Origin of the sequence: Citrobacter sp. Cpo061 (assembly GCF_030332845.1) — a bacterium.
GTDB classification, from domain to species: Bacteria; Pseudomonadota; Gammaproteobacteria; order Enterobacterales; family Enterobacteriaceae; genus Citrobacter; species Citrobacter portucalensis.
In genome coordinates, this window is the sequence record NZ_JAOWHB010000019.1 from 181,978 (window position 1) to 198,843 (window position 16,866).

Annotated in this window: 20 protein-coding genes; 11 read left to right on the forward strand and 9 right to left on the reverse strand. The window is 52.1% G+C overall.

Translation table 11 applies throughout. The features are described 5' to 3' along the window. Positions 1–59: 59 nt before the first annotated feature. From mlaB to mlaF, 5 genes are read right to left on the reverse strand one after another with little or no spacing between them, the layout of a single operon-like run. Positions 60–353, reverse strand: coding sequence for a lipid asymmetry maintenance protein MlaB (gene mlaB, locus OGX97_RS02185; RefSeq protein ID WP_003025045.1), 294 nt, complete (start codon positions 351–353; stop codon positions 60–62). Next, complete coding sequence (gene mlaC, locus OGX97_RS02190) at positions 353–988, reverse strand: phospholipid-binding protein MlaC (protein WP_008785928.1); 636 nt, start codon at positions 986–988, stop codon at positions 353–355. Before mlaC ends, mlaB begins: the two co-directional genes overlap by 1 nt. A gap of 18 nt (positions 989–1,006) precedes the next feature. Beyond that, a complete protein-coding gene (gene mlaD, locus OGX97_RS02195; protein ID WP_003828747.1) occupies positions 1,007–1,564 on the reverse strand; it encodes an outer membrane lipid asymmetry maintenance protein MlaD in 558 nt (185 codons plus the stop codon). Positions 1,565–1,568: 4 nt separating this feature from the next. After that, positions 1,569–2,351: a lipid asymmetry maintenance ABC transporter permease subunit MlaE gene (mlaE, locus tag OGX97_RS02200; RefSeq protein ID WP_003025053.1), complete on the reverse strand. Its 783-nt coding sequence runs from the start codon at positions 2,349–2,351 to the stop codon at positions 1,569–1,571. A gap of 7 nt (positions 2,352–2,358) precedes the next feature. After that, a complete protein-coding gene (gene mlaF, locus OGX97_RS02205; RefSeq protein ID WP_235126491.1) occupies positions 2,359–3,171 on the reverse strand; it encodes a phospholipid ABC transporter ATP-binding protein MlaF in 813 nt (270 codons plus the stop codon). 215 nt (positions 3,172–3,386) lie between these two features. Between mlaF and OGX97_RS02210 the strand changes: the two genes are divergently transcribed. The 11 genes from OGX97_RS02210 to npr all read left to right on the forward strand — a co-directional run bounded on the left by OGX97_RS02210 (position 3,387) and on the right by npr (position 11,306). After that, positions 3,387–4,364, forward strand: coding sequence for a calcium/sodium antiporter (locus tag OGX97_RS02210; RefSeq protein ID WP_279850780.1), 978 nt, complete (start codon positions 3,387–3,389; stop codon positions 4,362–4,364). Positions 4,365–4,377: 13 nt separating this feature from the next. Beyond that, positions 4,378–5,364 (forward strand): arabinose-5-phosphate isomerase KdsD, encoded by a 987-nt coding sequence (gene kdsD, locus OGX97_RS02215; protein WP_003025063.1) that lies wholly within the window; start codon positions 4,378–4,380, stop codon positions 5,362–5,364. 20 nt (positions 5,365–5,384) lie between these two features. Continuing rightward, positions 5,385–5,951, forward strand: a complete 567-nt coding sequence (gene kdsC, locus OGX97_RS02220; protein WP_235126489.1) for a 3-deoxy-manno-octulosonate-8-phosphatase KdsC — start codon at positions 5,385–5,387, stop codon at positions 5,949–5,951. Beyond that, positions 5,948–6,523, forward strand: coding sequence for an LPS export ABC transporter periplasmic protein LptC (gene lptC / locus OGX97_RS02225; RefSeq protein ID WP_008785932.1), 576 nt, complete (start codon positions 5,948–5,950; stop codon positions 6,521–6,523). Before kdsC ends, lptC begins: the two co-directional genes overlap by 4 nt. Further along, the gene (lptA, locus tag OGX97_RS02230; RefSeq protein ID WP_003828759.1) at positions 6,492–7,040 is read left to right on the forward strand and encodes a lipopolysaccharide ABC transporter substrate-binding protein LptA; all 549 of its coding nucleotides are present in this window, start codon (positions 6,492–6,494) and stop codon (positions 7,038–7,040) included. The genes lptC and lptA overlap by 32 nt, the downstream gene beginning before the upstream one ends. Before the next feature lie 6 nt (positions 7,041–7,046). Continuing rightward, positions 7,047–7,772, forward strand: a complete 726-nt coding sequence (gene lptB / locus OGX97_RS02235; protein WP_003828761.1) for an LPS export ABC transporter ATP-binding protein — start codon at positions 7,047–7,049, stop codon at positions 7,770–7,772. Positions 7,773–7,818: 46 nt separating this feature from the next. Next, a complete protein-coding gene (rpoN, locus tag OGX97_RS02240; protein WP_032945120.1) occupies positions 7,819–9,252 on the forward strand; it encodes an RNA polymerase factor sigma-54 in 1,434 nt (477 codons plus the stop codon). Between the two features lie 22 nt (positions 9,253–9,274). Continuing rightward, a complete protein-coding gene (hpf, locus tag OGX97_RS02245) occupies positions 9,275–9,562 on the forward strand; it encodes a ribosome hibernation promoting factor (protein ID WP_003025078.1) in 288 nt (95 codons plus the stop codon). Between the two features lie 83 nt (positions 9,563–9,645). Next, entirely contained in the window at positions 9,646–10,137 is a 492-nt protein-coding gene (gene ptsN, locus OGX97_RS02250; RefSeq protein ID WP_003025083.1) for a PTS IIA-like nitrogen regulatory protein PtsN, read from the forward strand. 45 nt (positions 10,138–10,182) lie between these two features. Next, positions 10,183–11,037 carry an RNase adapter RapZ gene (rapZ, locus tag OGX97_RS02255; RefSeq protein WP_003025085.1) on the forward strand — a complete coding sequence of 285 codons (855 nt, stop codon included), beginning with the start codon at positions 10,183–10,185 and terminating at the stop codon, positions 11,035–11,037. Beyond that, positions 11,034–11,306 (forward strand): PTS phosphocarrier protein NPr, encoded by a 273-nt coding sequence (npr, locus tag OGX97_RS02260; protein ID WP_003828770.1) that lies wholly within the window; start codon positions 11,034–11,036, stop codon positions 11,304–11,306. The genes rapZ and npr overlap by 4 nt, the downstream gene beginning before the upstream one ends. A 66-nt stretch (positions 11,307–11,372) precedes the next feature. On the opposite strand, the gene mtgA is transcribed toward npr, so the two are convergent. The 4 genes from mtgA to OGX97_RS02280 all read right to left on the reverse strand — a co-directional run bounded on the left by mtgA (position 11,373) and on the right by OGX97_RS02280 (position 16,431). Then, on the reverse strand, positions 11,373–12,092 hold the full coding sequence (gene mtgA / locus OGX97_RS02265) for a monofunctional biosynthetic peptidoglycan transglycosylase (RefSeq protein ID WP_235126479.1): 720 nt from the start codon (positions 12,090–12,092) through the stop codon (positions 11,373–11,375). After that, positions 12,089–12,742: an isoprenoid biosynthesis glyoxalase ElbB gene (gene elbB, locus OGX97_RS02270; protein WP_235126471.1), complete on the reverse strand. Its 654-nt coding sequence runs from the start codon at positions 12,740–12,742 to the stop codon at positions 12,089–12,091. The genes mtgA and elbB overlap by 4 nt, the downstream gene beginning before the upstream one ends. Before the next feature lie 229 nt (positions 12,743–12,971). Beyond that, complete coding sequence (arcB, locus tag OGX97_RS02275) at positions 12,972–15,308, reverse strand: aerobic respiration two-component sensor histidine kinase ArcB (RefSeq protein ID WP_235126469.1); 2,337 nt, start codon at positions 15,306–15,308, stop codon at positions 12,972–12,974. 193 nt (positions 15,309–15,501) lie between these two features. Continuing rightward, positions 15,502–16,431, reverse strand: coding sequence for a TIGR01212 family radical SAM protein (locus tag OGX97_RS02280; RefSeq protein WP_286591857.1), 930 nt, complete (start codon positions 16,429–16,431; stop codon positions 15,502–15,504). Between the last annotated feature and the right edge of the window lie 435 nt (positions 16,432–16,866).

Consider the following 16,866-nt stretch of genomic DNA (forward strand, 5'->3'; position numbering starts at 1 on the left):
AGATCCCCCTCAGGGGTTTTGCCGGATAGCGGCACAAGACCTTATCCGGCCTGGAAAAATTAACGCGGAAGGACGTCGTCAGGCAGATTGTAAAGCTGCGCCAGCGTGTACACTTTATCGTTAACACCAGTGAGCGAAACGCTGTTTCCCTGCTGCTTGCCCTGATTAATCAGATGCAACAGTAACGCCAGACCGCCGGTATCTACCCGGGATACCTGGTTCAGGTCGATGCAGGATACCCCTTTCATCGCCTCAATTCGCGCATCCCATAATGGGTTTAACACGTCCTGATCCAGCTCCCCCACCAGCACCAGCTTGTCGCCTTCACGCGTCCAGGTGAGTGACTGCGTCATTATTTTTTCTCTTCCAGCGTGATTTTCTGCTGAGCAATAGATTTCAGCTGCGCCGTCAGGCCATCAATACCTTTGGTACGCAGCAGGTCGCTCCACTCATTTTGTTTGGTGGTGATCATACTTACGCCTTCAGCAATCATGTCATAAGCCTGCCAGTTACCGGTCTGGGAGTTTTTACGCCACTGGAAATCCAAACGTACCGGAGGACGACCGTTTGGATCGATGATGGTTACGCGGATAGGCACGATGGTCGCATCACCCAGCGGTTGCTCTGGTGCAATTTCATAAGTCTGGCCATGGTACATCGCCAGAGCCTGGCCGTAGGCCTGCTTCAGATATTCACGAAATGCGGCAAAATAGGCTTCACGCTGAGCAGGGGTCGCATCTTTGTAGTAGCGACCCAGTACCAGCGCACCCGCATATTTAACCTGCACGTATGGCAACAGTTCCTGATCGACAACCTGGCGCAGGTAATCCGGGTTTGCGCGGATTTTAGGTTGTTCATTCTTCAGACGGTCAAATGTCTTCTGCGCCGCCTCATTCATCTGTTTGTACGGGTTCGTTTGGTCGGCTGCAGTTGCTGCGCTAAGCGGGGCAATCACCAGCATAGCCACCATCATCAATCGTTTAAACATACGTCGATTCTCCTGAGATTATTTCGTTGCGCCCGCAGGCGTAGTGGCTTCATTATTGCCGTCAGTTGCGGCTGGCGCATCGCCAGAATTCTTATTGTCATCACCTTTACTGTTGCTGTTGTAAAGGAACTGACCAATCATATCTTCCAGCACCATCGCGGATTTCGTGTCCTGAATCGTACCGCCATCTTTGAGGATAGACGTTCCCAGCTCAGGATCTTCAAAACCCACATTCAATGCCAGATACTGTTCGCCCAGCAGACCGGAAGTACGGATGCTCAGAGAACTGGTGTCAGGAATATGGTTAAAACGCGATTCGATTTCCAGCGTCACGCGCGGCAGGTACGTTTTCGGATCTAACGAGATGTCCGATACGCGTCCAACTACCACTCCGCCAATCCGCACCGGAGAACGCTCTCTCAGGCCGCCAATATTATCAAAGGTCGCATAAATCGTGTAAGTCGGCTCAGTACGCATTGAGGTAACGTTCGCCGCCTTCAGGCAAACAAACAGCGCTGCCAGCAGCGCAACCAGCAGGAATAACCCGACCCAAATTTCATTTTTTTTCGTTTGCATGAACTCAATTCCCAAACATCAGTGCGGTCAGCACAAAATCCAGCCCCAGAACGGCAAGAGAGGCGTGCACAACGGTGCGTGTCGTTGCCCGGCTAATCCCGGCAGAGGTCGGGATCGCATCATAACCATTGAACAATGCAATCCAGGTGACCGTAATGGCGAACACCACGCTCTTAATCAGACAGTTGACCAGGTCCAGACGCCAGTCGACGGCATTTTGCATAGCCGACCAGAAGAAGCCTGCATCAATACCCTTCCAGCTTACGCCAACCAGTGAACCACCCCAGATACCCACTGCGACAAAAATAATCGTCAGCAACGGCAATGAAATGACGCCAGCCCAAAAACGTGGGGAAATCACCCGGCGCAGTGGATCGACGGCCATCATCTCCAGACTGGAAAGCTGTTCGGTCGCCCGCATCAGGCCAATTTCTGCGGTTAAGGCCGACCCGGCCCGCCCGGCAAACAGCAGCGCCGCAACAACCGGTCCCAACTCACGTAACAATGACAGTGCCACCAGCATACCGAGGCTGGTTTCCGCGCTGTAGGTGGTCAGCACCAGGTATCCCTGCAACCCCAGCACCATACCGATGAACACGCCAGAAACAATAATGATCAGCATCGATAAGACACCGACATTATAGAGCTGGCGTATCAGCAGCGGCGCATGTTTGCGAAACTCCGGCTTGCCGACAACCGCATTGAACAACATTAATCCGGCTCGCCCGAACGTCCTGAGGGTTTTTATTCCCCGATGTCCGAGTGATGCCAGCGCATTTAACAACATGGGTGGCTTAACTCCCTGTTTTGAGTAAATCGATGTGGTAGTCGCCCGCCGGGTAACGGAACGGAACCGGTCCATCGGCAATGCCGTCAAGGAACTGGCGTACACGCGGATCGACATTTTCTTGTAGTGCCTGAGCACTACCGTAGGCCACTATTTTTTTGTCCGCCATTATATAGGCGTAATCCGCAATACTCAGTACCTCAGGCACATCATGGGATACCACCACACAGGTGACGCCCAGCGCGCTGTTCAGTTCTGAAATCAGCTTCACCAGAACGCCCATGGTGATGGGATCCTGACCGACGAACGGCTCATCAAACATGATGAGGTCTGGCTCCAGCGCGATAGCACGTGCTAACGCGGCGCGACGCGCCATCCCACCGGATAATTCAGAAGGCATTAATTTGGCCGCACCCCGCAGGCCGACGGCCTCGAGCTTCATCATCACCGTGCTCTTCAGCAACGGCGCTGGCAACGTCGTATGCTCGCGCAGAGGGTACGCGACGTTGTCAAACACATTCATGTCGGTAAATAGCGCACCAGACTGAAACAGCATACTCATGCGCTTACGCACGGTAAATAAACGCGAACGGGACATGGCCGGGACGTTCTCACCGTCAAACAGGATCTCGCCCTTATCCGGGGGGATCTGTCCGCCAATCAGACGCAACAGCGTCGTTTTGCCGATGCCTGATGGCCCCATGATCGCCGTCACCTTACCGCGCGGTACCGTCAGGGAAATATTATCAAAGATGCAGCGGTCACCCCGGGAAAAGCTGACATCGCGCATATCGACTAGATTCGCCACAGACTGCCCCATTGATTCATCCTTTACTATTGCCTCGTTGATCGAAGAGTTTGGCGCTCAATTTAGCCATGAACTCAACATATTTACAGATTATTGCCTGTCCTGGTTAGCGAAAGCTGGCATTTGTTTTACTTTTTAGCCGCATAAAGTCAAAATTAAGACTTCGTTACGGCTTCCAGAAGATCCTTCAAGTGGACCGGCGAGTATACCTGAAGAAAGGACTTTAGATGCTTTTAGCGACGGCGCTGTTAATAATTGGTTTACTTCTGGTGGTCTACGGTGCCGACCGTCTGGTATTTGCTGCATCCATTTTATGTCGAAACTTCGGTATTCCTCCCATTATCATCGGAATGACCGTGGTCAGCATGGGTACGTCGTTACCCGAGATAATTGTCTCCGTTGCCGCATCGATGAATGGGCAACTCGATCTGGTTGTCGGGACCGCCATCGGTTCTAACATCACCAACATTCTGCTTATTTTAGGCCTGTCGGCGCTGATTCATCCTTTTACCGTGCATTCTGATGTTCTGCGTCGTGAATTACCGCTAATGTTGCTGGTAAGTATTTTAGCTGCATCCGTCCTGTATGACGGGCAGCTAAGCCGCAGCGACGGTTTCTTTCTTCTGCTTCTGGCCGTGCTATGGCTGCTATTCATTGTTAAAATCGCCCGTCTGGCCGAGCGACAAGGCAATGACAGCCTGACACGTGAGCAGATAGCTGAGCTGCCGCGCGAAGGCGGATTACCGGTCGCATTTTTGTGGTTGGGCATTGCGCTGATTATCATGCCAATGGCAACACGTATGGTGGTGGATAACGCTACCGTACTGGCGAACTATTTCGCCATGAGCGAACTTACTATCGGGCTGACAGTGGTCGCCATTGGTACCAGCCTGCCTGAGCTGGCAACAGCGATTGCGGGTCTGCGTAAAGGTGAAAACGATATTGCCGTCGGTAACATTATCGGCGCAAACATTTTTAATATCGTTATCGTCCTCGGGCTACCGGCGCTGATTACGCCGGGTGAAGTCAATCCGATGGCCTTCACCCGTGACTATAGCGTCATGCTGCTGGTGAGCGTGATTTTTGCACTACTCTGCTGGCGACGTCCGCGCCAGATTGGTCGCGGCGCAGGTGCGCTGCTGACCGGCGGTTTTATCATATGGCTGGCGATGCTGTATTGGTTATCGCCACTTCTCGTTGGATAACTGGAAACGCATTATGTCGCACTTAGAGTTGCAACCGGGTTTTGACTTTCAGCAAGCAGGCAAGGAAGTCCTGGCAATTGAACGTGAAGGCCTGGCGGAGCTTGATCAGTACATCAACCAAAATTTTACCCTCGCATGCGAGAAAATATTCAGCTGCCCGGGCAAAGTGGTGGTGATGGGAATGGGGAAATCCGGCCATATTGGGCGGAAAATGGCAGCCACATTTGCCAGCACCGGCACCCCCTCATTTTTTGTACACCCAGGCGAAGCCGCACATGGCGATCTGGGTATGGTCTCGCCGCAGGATGTGGTCATCGCCATCTCTAACTCCGGTGAATCCAATGAGATAGCGGCGCTGATCCCGGTATTAAAACGTCTTCATGTACCGCTTATCTGCATGACCGGTCGTCCTGAAAGCAGTATGGCGCGTGCGGCAGATGTGCATCTGTGTGTTAAAGTGCCCAAGGAAGCTTGTCCGTTAGGTCTGGCACCGACCAGCAGTACGACAGCAACACTGGTGATGGGCGATGCCCTAGCGGTGGCATTATTAAAAGCGCGCGGCTTTACCGCGGAAGATTTTGCGTTGTCTCATCCCGGTGGCGCACTGGGCCGTAAGCTTTTACTGCGCGTTAACGATATTATGCATACGGGCGACGAGATCCCGCATGTGACCAAAAACGCCAGCCTGCGTGACGCCTTAATTGAGATCACGCGTAAAAATCTCGGCATGACCGTCATTTGCGATGATGCCATGAAGATTGACGGTATTTTCACCGATGGCGATTTACGTCGTGTCTTCGATATGGGCGTTGATGTACGCCAGTTAGGCATTGCCGATGTGATGACCCCTGGAGGCATTCGCGTGCGTCCGGGTATTCTTGCCGTCGATGCCCTGAACTTAATGCAGTCCCGCCATATCACCTCGGTAATGGTTGCTGATGGCGACCAGTTACTCGGTGTGTTACATATGCATGATCTGCTGCGTGCAGGTGTAGTGTAAGAAACTCAAGGATAACGAAAATGAGTAAAGCAGGTGCGTCGCTTGCGACCTGTTATGGACCCGTCAGCGCAGACGTTATCACCCGGGCAGAAAACATCCGTTTGCTGATCCTGGATGTGGATGGCGTACTGTCTGATGGTCTGATTTATATGGGCAACAACGGTGAAGAGCTGAAGGCTTTTAACGTCCGTGATGGTTACGGAATTCGCTGTGCGCTCACTTCCGGTATTGAGGTTGCCATTATTACCGGACGAAAGGCTAAACTTGTAGAAGATCGCTGTGCCACTTTGGGGATCACCCACCTGTATCAGGGGCAGTCAGACAAACTGGTTGCCTTTGGCGATCTCCTTAGCAAACTGGCGATCGCGCCGGAGAATGTCGCCTACGTTGGCGATGACCTGATCGACTGGCCGGTGATGGCTAAAGTGGGATTAAGCGTCGCGGTGGCAGATGCCCACCCTTTGCTGATCCCGCGAGCTGATTATGTCACCCGTATTGATGGTGGACGTGGCGCTGTGCGTGAAGTCTGCGATTTATTACTCATGGCGCAGGGCAAACTGGACGAGGCCAAAGGGCAATCGATATGAGCAAAACCAGACGTTGGGTTATCATTCTACTGTCGCTGGCTGTCCTTGTGATGATTGGTATTAATCTGGCAGACAAAGATGACACCACTCAGGTCGTCGTCAATAACAACGAGCCAACCTATAAGAGCGAACATACTGATACCGTCGTGTATAGTCCGGAAGGCGCGCTGAGCTATCACTTGATCGCACAACACGTTGAATATTATTCGGAACAAGCGGTTTCGTGGTTTACTCAACCAGTATTAACCACGTTTGATAAGGATAAAGTACCGACCTGGACGATCAAGGCCGATAAAGCCAAATTGACCAACGATCGGATGCTGTATCTGTACGGCCATGTTGAGGTTAACGCCCTGGTGCCTGACTCTCAACTACGCAGAATTACGACCGATAACGCGCAGATTAACCTGGTGACACAAGACGTCACTTCCGATGATCTGGTGACGTTGTATGGCACAACATTTAACTCCAGCGGACTGAAGATGCGCGGCAACTTACGCAGCAAGAACGCCGAGCTGATTGAAAAGGTTAGAACCTCATATGAAATCCAAAACAAACAAACTCAGCCTTAATCTTGTACTTGCCAGCTCACTTCTGGCCGCCAGCATTCCGGCATTTGCCGTCACCGGCGATACCGAGCAGCCGATTCACATTGAATCGGACCAGCAGTCCCTGGATATGCAGGGCAACGTGGTGACGTTTACTGGCAACGTGATTGTGACTCAGGGCACCATCAAAATTAACGCCGATAAAGTCGTCGTGACCCGTCCTGGCGGTGAAGACGGCAAAGAAGTGATTGATGGCTATGGCAATCCAGCGACGTTTTACCAGATGCAGGACAACGGTAAACCGGTTAAAGGCCACGCCTCTCAGATGCACTATGAACTGGCGAAAGACTTTGTCGTTCTCACCGGCAAGGCGTATCTGGAACAGCTCGATAGCAACATCACGGGCGATAAGATCACCTATCTGGTAAAAGAGCAGAAAATGCAGGCCTTCAGCGATAAAGGCAAACGCGTCACCACCGTTCTGGTTCCGTCGCAGTTGCAGGACAAAAACAAGGCTCCGGCAGAGAAAAAAGGTAACTGATTCGTTATGGCAACATTAACTGCAAAGAACCTTGCAAAAGCCTATAAAGGCCGTCGTGTGGTTGAAGATGTCAGTCTGACCGTCAACTCCGGGGAGATCGTCGGTCTGCTCGGTCCTAACGGTGCAGGCAAGACAACAACCTTTTACATGGTAGTCGGCATTGTCCCGCGCGATGCGGGTAACATTATCATTGATGACGAAGACATCAGTCTGCTGCCTCTGCATGCGCGCGCGCGTCGCGGCATCGGCTACTTACCGCAGGAAGCATCGATTTTCCGTCGCCTGAGCGTGTTTGATAACCTGATGGCGGTACTGCAAATTCGTGACGATCTGACCAGCGAGCAGCGGGAAGATCGGGCCAACGAGCTGATGGAAGAATTCCACATCGAGCACCTGCGCGACAGCTTAGGTCAGTCGCTCTCCGGTGGTGAACGACGCCGCGTGGAGATCGCTCGCGCACTGGCCGCTAATCCGAAATTTATCCTGCTGGATGAACCGTTTGCCGGTGTTGACCCGATTTCTGTTATTGATATTAAACGGATCATCGAACACCTGCGCGACAGCGGCCTTGGCGTGCTGATTACCGACCACAACGTCCGCGAAACGCTGGCAGTGTGTGAGCGTGCCTATATCGTAAGTCAGGGACACCTGATCGCGCACGGCACGCCAACAGAAATACTGCAGGATGAGCACGTTAAGCGCGTATACCTTGGGGAAGACTTCAGACTCTGATAGGGTAGAAGACTTCACGTCACTGCAGGAGAAAACAACTCTGAACATGAAGCAAGGTTTGCAACTCAGGCTTAGCCAACAACTGGCGATGACGCCTCAGCTACAACAGGCTATCCGTCTGTTGCAGCTGTCCACGCTGGAACTTCAGCAAGAACTTCAGCAAGCGCTGGAAAGTAACCCACTGCTCGAGCAAACCGATCTTCACGACGAAATTGATACCCAGGAAAAACAGGACAGCGAAACCCTCGACACCGCAGATGCTCTCGAACAAAAAGAGATGCCTGAGGAGTTACCGCTTGACGCCAGTTGGGATGAAATTTACACCGCCGGGACGCCTTCGGGCACCAGCGGGGATTACATCGACGACGAACTGCCTGTGTATCAGGGTGAGACCACGCAATCACTACAGGATTACCTGATGTGGCAAGTGGAACTGACCCCGTTCTCGGATACCGATCGCGCCATTGCGACATCCATTGTGGATGCGGTAGACGAAACCGGTTATCTCACCGTGACCCTGGACGATATTCTCGAAAGCATGGGCGATGACGACGTCGGTATGGACGAAATCGAAGCCGTGCTTAAACGCGTTCAGCGCTTTGATCCCGTTGGCGTGGCCGCCAAAGATCTCCGTGACTGCTTACTGATCCAACTTTCGCAGTTTGATAAAGCCACGCCGTGGCTGGAAGAAGCGCGTCTGATCATCAGCGATCACCTCGATCTGTTAGCCAACCATGACTTCCGCACCCTGATGCGTGTGACCCGGCTGAAAGAAGACGTGCTGAAAGAAGCCGTCAACCTCATCCAGTCGCTTGATCCCCGCCCAGGGCAATCGATCCAGACCGGCGAGCCGGAGTACGTCATTCCGGATGTGCTGGTGCGTAAGCATAACGATCGCTGGGTGGTCGAACTCAACGGCGACAGCATTCCGCGCTTACAGATTAACCAGCACTACGCCGCCATGTGCAATAGCGCGCGCAACGATGCCGACAGCCAGTTTATTCGTAGCAATCTGCAAGATGCGAAGTGGCTGATTAAAAGCCTGGAAAGCCGCAATGATACGTTGCTGCGCGTCAGCCGCTGCATCGTTGAGCAGCAGCAAGCTTTCTTTGAGCAAGGCGAAGAGTTTATGAAACCGATGGTGCTGGCGGATATAGCCCAGGCCGTCGAGATGCACGAATCGACCATTTCCCGTGTGACCACGCAAAAGTATCTGCACAGTCCGCGCGGCATTTTTGAATTGAAGTATTTCTTTTCCAGTCACGTTAACACTGAAGGCGGAGGTGAAGCCTCATCCACAGCTATCCGTGCGCTGGTGAAGAAATTAATTGCTGCGGAAAACCCCGCGAAACCGCTGAGTGACAGCAAGTTAACCTCTATGCTGTCAGAACAGGGTATCATGGTGGCACGCCGCACCGTTGCGAAGTACCGAGAGTCTTTATCCATTCCGCCGTCTAACCAGCGCAAACAGCTGGTGTGACCCAACCGATAAGGAAGACACTATGCAGCTCAACATCACTGGAAACAACGTCGAAATCACCGAAGCCCTGCGCGATTTTGTGAATACAAAATTTGCCAAGCTCGAACAATATTTCGACCGGATTAATCAGGTCTATATTGTGTTGAAAGTGGAGAAGGTTACACATATCTCGGATGCAACACTGCATGTGAACGGTGGCGAAATTCATGCCAGCGCGGAAGGTCAGGATATGTACGCCGCCATTGACGGTTTAATTGATAAACTGGCTCGGCAGTTAACAAAACATAAAGATAAACTGAAACAGCACTAACTTGTCCGGGCAGTTAGCGGGTGCAGGACGGCCTGTTGTGTAGCACAACGGGCCATTTGTACAGTTAGCGCTTAGGTGAAATTATGACAAATAACGATACGACTCTACAACTGAGCACTGTTCTTAACCAGGAATGTACACGCGCAGGCGTTCACTGCCAAAGCAAAAAACGCGCACTGGAAATCATCAGCGAACTTGCGGCAAAACAGCTTAGCTTGCCTTCTCAGGTGGTATTTGAAGCCATTCTGACGCGTGAAAAAATGGGCAGTACCGGCATCGGTAATGGTATTGCTATCCCGCACGGAAAGCTGGAAGAAGACACGATGCGCGCGGTTGGTGTGTTTGTTCAACTCGAAACACCCATCGCCTTCGACGCCATTGATAATCAACCTGTCGATCTGCTTTTCGCCCTGCTGGTCCCGGCAGACCAAACCAAGACGCATTTGCATACGTTGTCACTGGTCGCAAAACGTCTGGCAGATAAAACCATCTGTCGTCGTCTGCGCGCCGCGCAGAGTGACCAGGAGTTGTATCAAATCATCACGGACACCGAAGGTGGACAGGATGAAGCATAACAACCCAATGGCATCCTTTTTTGTCGTTGTGAGGAGAAACAGTACATGGTACTGATGATCGTCAGCGGCCGTTCAGGGTCAGGTAAATCTGTCGCCCTGCGTGCGCTGGAAGATATGGGTTTTTACTGCGTGGATAACCTTCCCGTAGTGCTGTTGCCCGATCTGGCTCGTACACTGGCCGATCGCCAGATTTCTGCGGCCGTCAGCATTGATGTGCGCAACATGCCTGAGTCCCCGGAAATTTTTGAGCAGGCAATGAATAATCTGCCCGAGGGTTTCTCACCACAGCTGCTGTTCCTTGATGCAGACCGTAACACGCTGATTCGTCGCTACAGCGACACGCGCCGTTTACACCCGCTCTCCAGCAAGAACTTGTCTCTGGAAAGCGCTATCGATAAGGAAAGCGATTTGCTGGAGCCTCTGCGCTCTCGCGCTGACCTGATCGTTGATACCTCCGAAATGTCCGTACACGAACTGGCAGAAATGTTACGTACCCGACTGCTGGGTAAACGTGAACGTGAATTGACAATGGTATTCGAATCCTTTGGTTTCAAACACGGTATCCCGATTGATGCGGATTACGTCTTTGACGTGCGCTTCCTGCCTAACCCACACTGGGATCCGAAGCTGCGCCCAATGACCGGTCTTGACCGCCCTGTCGCCGCATTCCTCGACAGGCACACAGAAGTACACAATTTTATCTACCAGACTCGCAGCTATCTTGAGCTATGGTTACCCATGCTGGAGACCAACAACCGTAGCTACCTTACCGTAGCCATCGGCTGTACCGGCGGGAAGCACCGTTCGGTGTATATTGCAGAGCAGCTGGCAGACTACTTCCGCTCACGCGGTAAAAACGTGCAGTCACGCCATCGCACGCTGGAAAAACGTAAATCATGACCGTGAAGCAAACCGTTGAAATCACGAATAAGCTGGGTATGCATGCCCGCCCAGCGATGAAACTGTTTGAATTGATGCAGGGCTTCGAAGCAGAAGTGTTGCTGCGTAATGATGAAGGAACGGAAGCTGAGGCCAACAGCGTTATCGCTCTGCTGATGCTGGATTCAGCCAAAGGGCGTCAGATAGAAGTTGAAGCCACGGGACCACAGGAAGTAGAAGCCCTGGCCGCAGTGATTGCCCTGTTTAATTCAGGGTTTGATGAAGATTAATCGAGTACACAGAACGTAGCCAGTAGGCCGGATAAGGCGTTTACGCCGCATCCGGCAATAACTACGCTAATACAGATTATTTTCCCGCATAAACGACTCACCACCTAACTGGCGCATTTGGCGCATAATCCAGGCCTGGCGGTTACGCACATAACCAGAAGGCGCATTCGCCTTAAAACGCAAAGGATTGGGCAATACTGCCGCCAGCAAGGCCGCTTCAGACAGGCTCAACCGACTGGCCGGTTTATGAAAATACCGTTGCGCCGCCGCCTCCACGCCAAATACTCCATCGCCAAACTCGGCGATATTCAAATAGACGGTCAGAATACGTTTCTTACTCCAGACGGTTTCCATACCCAGCGTTAGCCCGGCTTCGAGACCTTTACGCACCCAGCTACGTCCATCCCACAAAAAGAGGTTTTTCGCCGTCTGTTGCGATAACGTCGACGCCCCGCGAATGCGGTTTTCATTGCGTTCATTGTGCGCCAGCGCTTTCTCTATGGCGGTGACGTCAAACCCCCAGTGGTCTGGAAACTTCTGGTCCTCCGCAGCAATCACCGCCAGTCCCATCCACGGTGAGATCTCATCCATACTCACCCAGTCCGAGTGCGCCACATAGCCGAAATCACCGGACAGCCATGCGCCCAGCTGTCGCTCGACCATTACCGCCGAGAAAGGCACAGGCATCACGCTGAAAAGTGCAATGCCCCCGCCCCAGAATACGGCGAGGACAACCACCGCCCGCAAAAAAATACGTCGCAGAAAGGCGGTTACTCCTTTTCTCATTCAGTCAGCACCAGCACACGCGATACCAGTTTATCGATGCCACTCGCAGCCTGAGCGATGTCCTGCGCCAGCATATAGGCAGGCGTGGTGACGATTTTGTTGTCTTCATCGACGACAATATCATCAACCGGACAAGGCACATGCTCAGCGCCCATCTCTTCCAGCACCTCTGCCGTGTCGATATCAGTGCCGATGGTCAGACGCAGCGGGAAGTCAAAAATTTTAGGTAACATGGCAGGCGCAATGCACATAAACCCCAACGGCTTACCCGCCTGATGCATGGCCACCGCCAGCGCGGCTAAATCGCTGTCAACCCGGCATTCGCTGCCCTGACTGGCAAAATTGCTCAGATTTTTGGCCGCACCAAACCCACCCGGCACGATCAACGCATCCAGTTCCGATGAGACTGCCTGCGCAAGTGGGCGAGTATCGCCACGTGTGATACGCGCGGCTTCAATTAGCACATTGCGAGTTTCCAGCATCGGCTCGCCGGTCAGATGATTAATCACATCCGCTTGTTGTTTATCTGGTGCGAAACAGACAGCCTGAGCGCCGTTGCGGGCAATCGCCAGAAGCGTGAGAACAGTTTCATGGATCTCTGCACCGTCATACACGCCGCATCCGCTGAGCACTACACCCACTTTTTTCATCGCAATACTCCTTTCTCAACTGGCTGAAACATATTAGTTATTATGATTTAAATGCTACGCTTCACACATTTAACTGATTCATGTAACAAATTATTTAAGATTTGCTATCTTAACTGCGTGCGGCCTGAAAATTAGGGCTGCGCCCTTGTAAACAATGATAATAATTTACGGCGCAGCCACGATTTCCCTGGTGTTGGCGCAGTATTCGCGCACCCCGGTCAAGCCGGGGTCATTTTTTTTCCACACTCGCCACCCAGGCTTTTAATACTGCCACGTCGTGCTGCCACTCCTGCTTCATCTCTTCAATCCATTCAGCAACGTTATCTTCCCAGGCAGGAAGATCCGGCGACTGGATTTGCTGACCAAGCTGTTGCAGGTGACGCAGCCCCACTGAACCTGCTGCGCCTTTAATTTTATGGCCTTCCTCAACAACACCTTTTTTGTCCCGTGCCGTCAGGTTGGACTCCAGCACGCTCAAATATCCCGGCATCATCTTCTCAAACACCGCCAGCCCGTCGGTAATTAACTTCGGTCCCACCAGCTCGAGGTATTGTTCCAACATAGGAATATCTAACAGCGCTTGCGATTTACTGCTTTCTTCAGATGTCACAGTGCTCTCCTCTTCGTTTCGGGTATCCCAGTATTTTTTGATCATGGCGGTTAGCGCCGGAACCGACAGCGGCTTACTCAGCACGTCGTCCATGCCTGCGTCCAGATACTCTTTTTTATCTTTCAGTACGTTGGCGGTGAGTGCAACCAACGGTGGCAGCTCTTCACGGGCATATTTTTGCGTGAGCTCCCGCGAGATATCCAGACCGGTCATATCCGGTAGCTGAATATCCAGCAGCACCAGGTCATATTCACCCGGCGTAAACATTTCCAGCGCGGCTTTCCCGGTCATCGCGACATCCACGCTGTTGCCTAATTTTTCCAGCACGGAGCGCGCAACAATAACGTTCAGCTCAATGTCTTCTACCAGCAGCACATTCAGGGCTGGCAGCGGCATTTCATCGTCTTCAAAAGCATCTTCAATCTCTTCCGCTACCGCAGGCGCATGCACAGTCAGCGTAAAGATGGACCCTTTTCCTGCCTGGCTGGAAACCGTAATATCACCGCCCATGTTTTTCGCCAGACGCTTCGACACGGCCAAACCAATCCCTGTCCCCGTAGCCGGTTTACCGCCGTTGCTGTCCTTCACCTGATAATACATAGCGAAGATTTTATCCTGCTCATCCTGCGGAATGCCGATGCCGGAATCTTCAACTTCGAAATGCAGCATATTCCCCTGGTCATAGCGCGCCCGCACGGTCACCTGCCCCTGCTGGGTAAACTTCACGGCGTTGCTGATCAGATTCCACAGGATCTGACGCAGACGCGTTCCGTCGGTAATGACCTTATGCGGCAGCGGTAACGTCGGCTCAAGCACAAAGCGCAGCCCTTTTTGCTGCGCCTGTAGGCCAGAGAGGTTTTCCAGATCCGCCATAAAGCTGGTGAAATCGATTGGCTGGTTATCGAGCTGGACTTTACGTCGCTCCATCTTATCCATATCGATAATATCGTTGAATATATTCCCCAGCGTCACAGCAGAGACGTGGATTGTTTTCAGGTATTTTTCCTGCTCCGCGGTTAGATCCGTATCCAGCAGGATCCGGCTTAAGCCGACAATGCCGTTAAGCGGGGTGCGCAGCTCGTGGCTGATGGTAGAAATAAAGGTGGTCTTATCGCGGCTGGCGCGCTCAAGCGCGTCCTGATAACGCTTACGCTCGGTAATATCGCGCCCAAAGCCCATCAGACCATGTCGTTTACCTACGCGGTCATAGTAAGGCACTTTGCGAATTTCAAAGCAGGCTTTGCGCCCGTCCGGGTAGTCCAGCCACTGTTCGTAGGTGAGCGAAACATTATGGCGGAACACCTTCTCGTCGGTCTCAATCACCTTTTCAGCCGCTTCAGGAGAGTAAACGTCAGCCGGTTTTAAGTTCACCAGCTGCTTTTCGCTTTTGCCAGTCAGCAGCTCCATGGCACGGTTACAGCCGGAAAACTCCTTATCTTCATTGCGATAAAAAACCAGATCCGGCGAGGCATCAAGGAAAGAGCGTAAAAAGGAAGACTGTTGCTCAAGCTGGATCTGCGCCTCTTCGCGCTCTTTGATTTCAACCTTCAGTTGCTCGAATGTTTCCTGGCGCTCTGCTTCGGCTTTTTCACGCTCAACAATTTCCTGATTGAGCTGGGCAATATTATCTTTCAGCTGCACATTGAGCTTGAGATCGCGCTCGCGCATCTCTTCCAGCTTTTGTACCAGTCGTGACAGGCGTTGCCGGGACTCCTCAAGTTGCTCCACCACCACAGACAAGAAATAGACGGCCCAGGGGGTAATTAACAGACCAAAAAAGATAGAACGGATGACATCAATGCTTTCTACCTGGCCATGCAGCACCATGGTGACAGCCATCTGCACCACAATTGCCAACACGACCAGAGCCAGCGCCAACAGCAGCGAAAAGCGCACCAGACCTAACTTCATCATCAGGTCGACGTAATATTGCGCCAGCATACGGATTTGCTTCATAGAGGGTTCCTTCACGACAACTTGGCACAATAATACTCAATTCTCAGCGTGACGTTGAAGATTGTGCAAGAAATGCGGAGGTTATCGGTGAAATGACCGCGGAGAGGCCATCGTAGGCCTGATAAGCAAAGCGCCATCAGGCAAGCAGGCGCAGATTGCCGGATGTCGCTTTGCTTATCCGGCCTACGGAGAGTTAGCTCCCCGGCTGAATCCATGGCGTACCGAGCGCCGAGCCTTGCACACCGTACTTGTTAAGGTACTTATCCAGTTCGACCATCCCGGTCCAGCGGTTTTCACACCATAGCGGTGCCAACAGCGTTGGGCGGCGCGCGCTGGCGGAAATTCGATGATAAATCACCTCTGGCGGCGTATGACGGATCATCTCCCCGGCGGTAACCGTATAGTCGTCCAGTTCAATTCCGTTCAGCCGCCCGGCTTCCCAGGCTTTCGCCATCGTACTGCCTTTCACAATATGCAGCGGGTGCAGCTTAATACCGTCAACACCCGTCTCCACTACACGTTCCATGGTTTGCAGGCATTCTGCCTGCCCTTCTCCCGGCAGACCGACAATCAGGTGCGAGCACACTTTCAGCCCACGCTCGCGTGCCAGTCGCGTAGTGCGTTGGTAGCAGGCAAAATCATGGCCGCGGTTAATACGATGCAGGGTTTTGTCATGCGCGGTTTGCAAACCGAGTTCCAGCCATACCTCATAGCCGAGGTCTTTATACTCGCAAAGCAGATCGAGTACCGCATCCGGCACGCAGTCGGGGCGCGTCCCAACGCATAACCCGACGATACTGGCCAGGCTAACCGCCTGCTGATACATCGAACGCAGCACCTGCACTTCAGCAAAGGTGCTGGTATAGGCCTGGAAATAGGCCAGATAGCGTTTCGCGCGATTGACCAGATGCGCCTGATGCTCAAGCTGCTCGGCAATAGAATGGTGCTGCTGTGCTTCATCGGCAAACGAGGCGACATTGCAGAAAGTACACCCGCCACGTCCGATGGTGCCATCACGATTTGGACAGCTAAAGCCGCCGTGAAGCGTGAGTTTATGAACCTTTTGCCCGTAACGGCGAGAAAGATCCCCACCAAACATATTGACTAATTTCTGTAACTGCATAATCTGGTAGACCGCGCCTTGAAAAGAGGCCAAAGCCTGCCATTTTTTGCCCCAGTCGGCGATGACCTGGATCAATCGCCCTGGCGTGCCTTTATTTATTGCATAACAAATCAAAATAATCGAAATTTCATTCATTCAAAATGAAATTACTTTTCCTTATATCCGACTGTTTTTTTTATCTTCTTATACTCTCAGCATAAAAACAGTATCTTTAAGACGCCAAAACTCTAAAAACCAGCATAAAATGCCAAGCATAGCGATAAACAAAGGGAGGACGGGGGATATACAGCCTTTCTGACAGTGAGACAGATCACACTTCGCTCTCCATTGTCCTTGCGTTAAATCAATGTAAAAAAGCCTTAAATTTCAATATATTCATAAAGTTAATCGTCCTATAGCACATTTTTGCATAAATAAGATTGCCATTTGACCTGT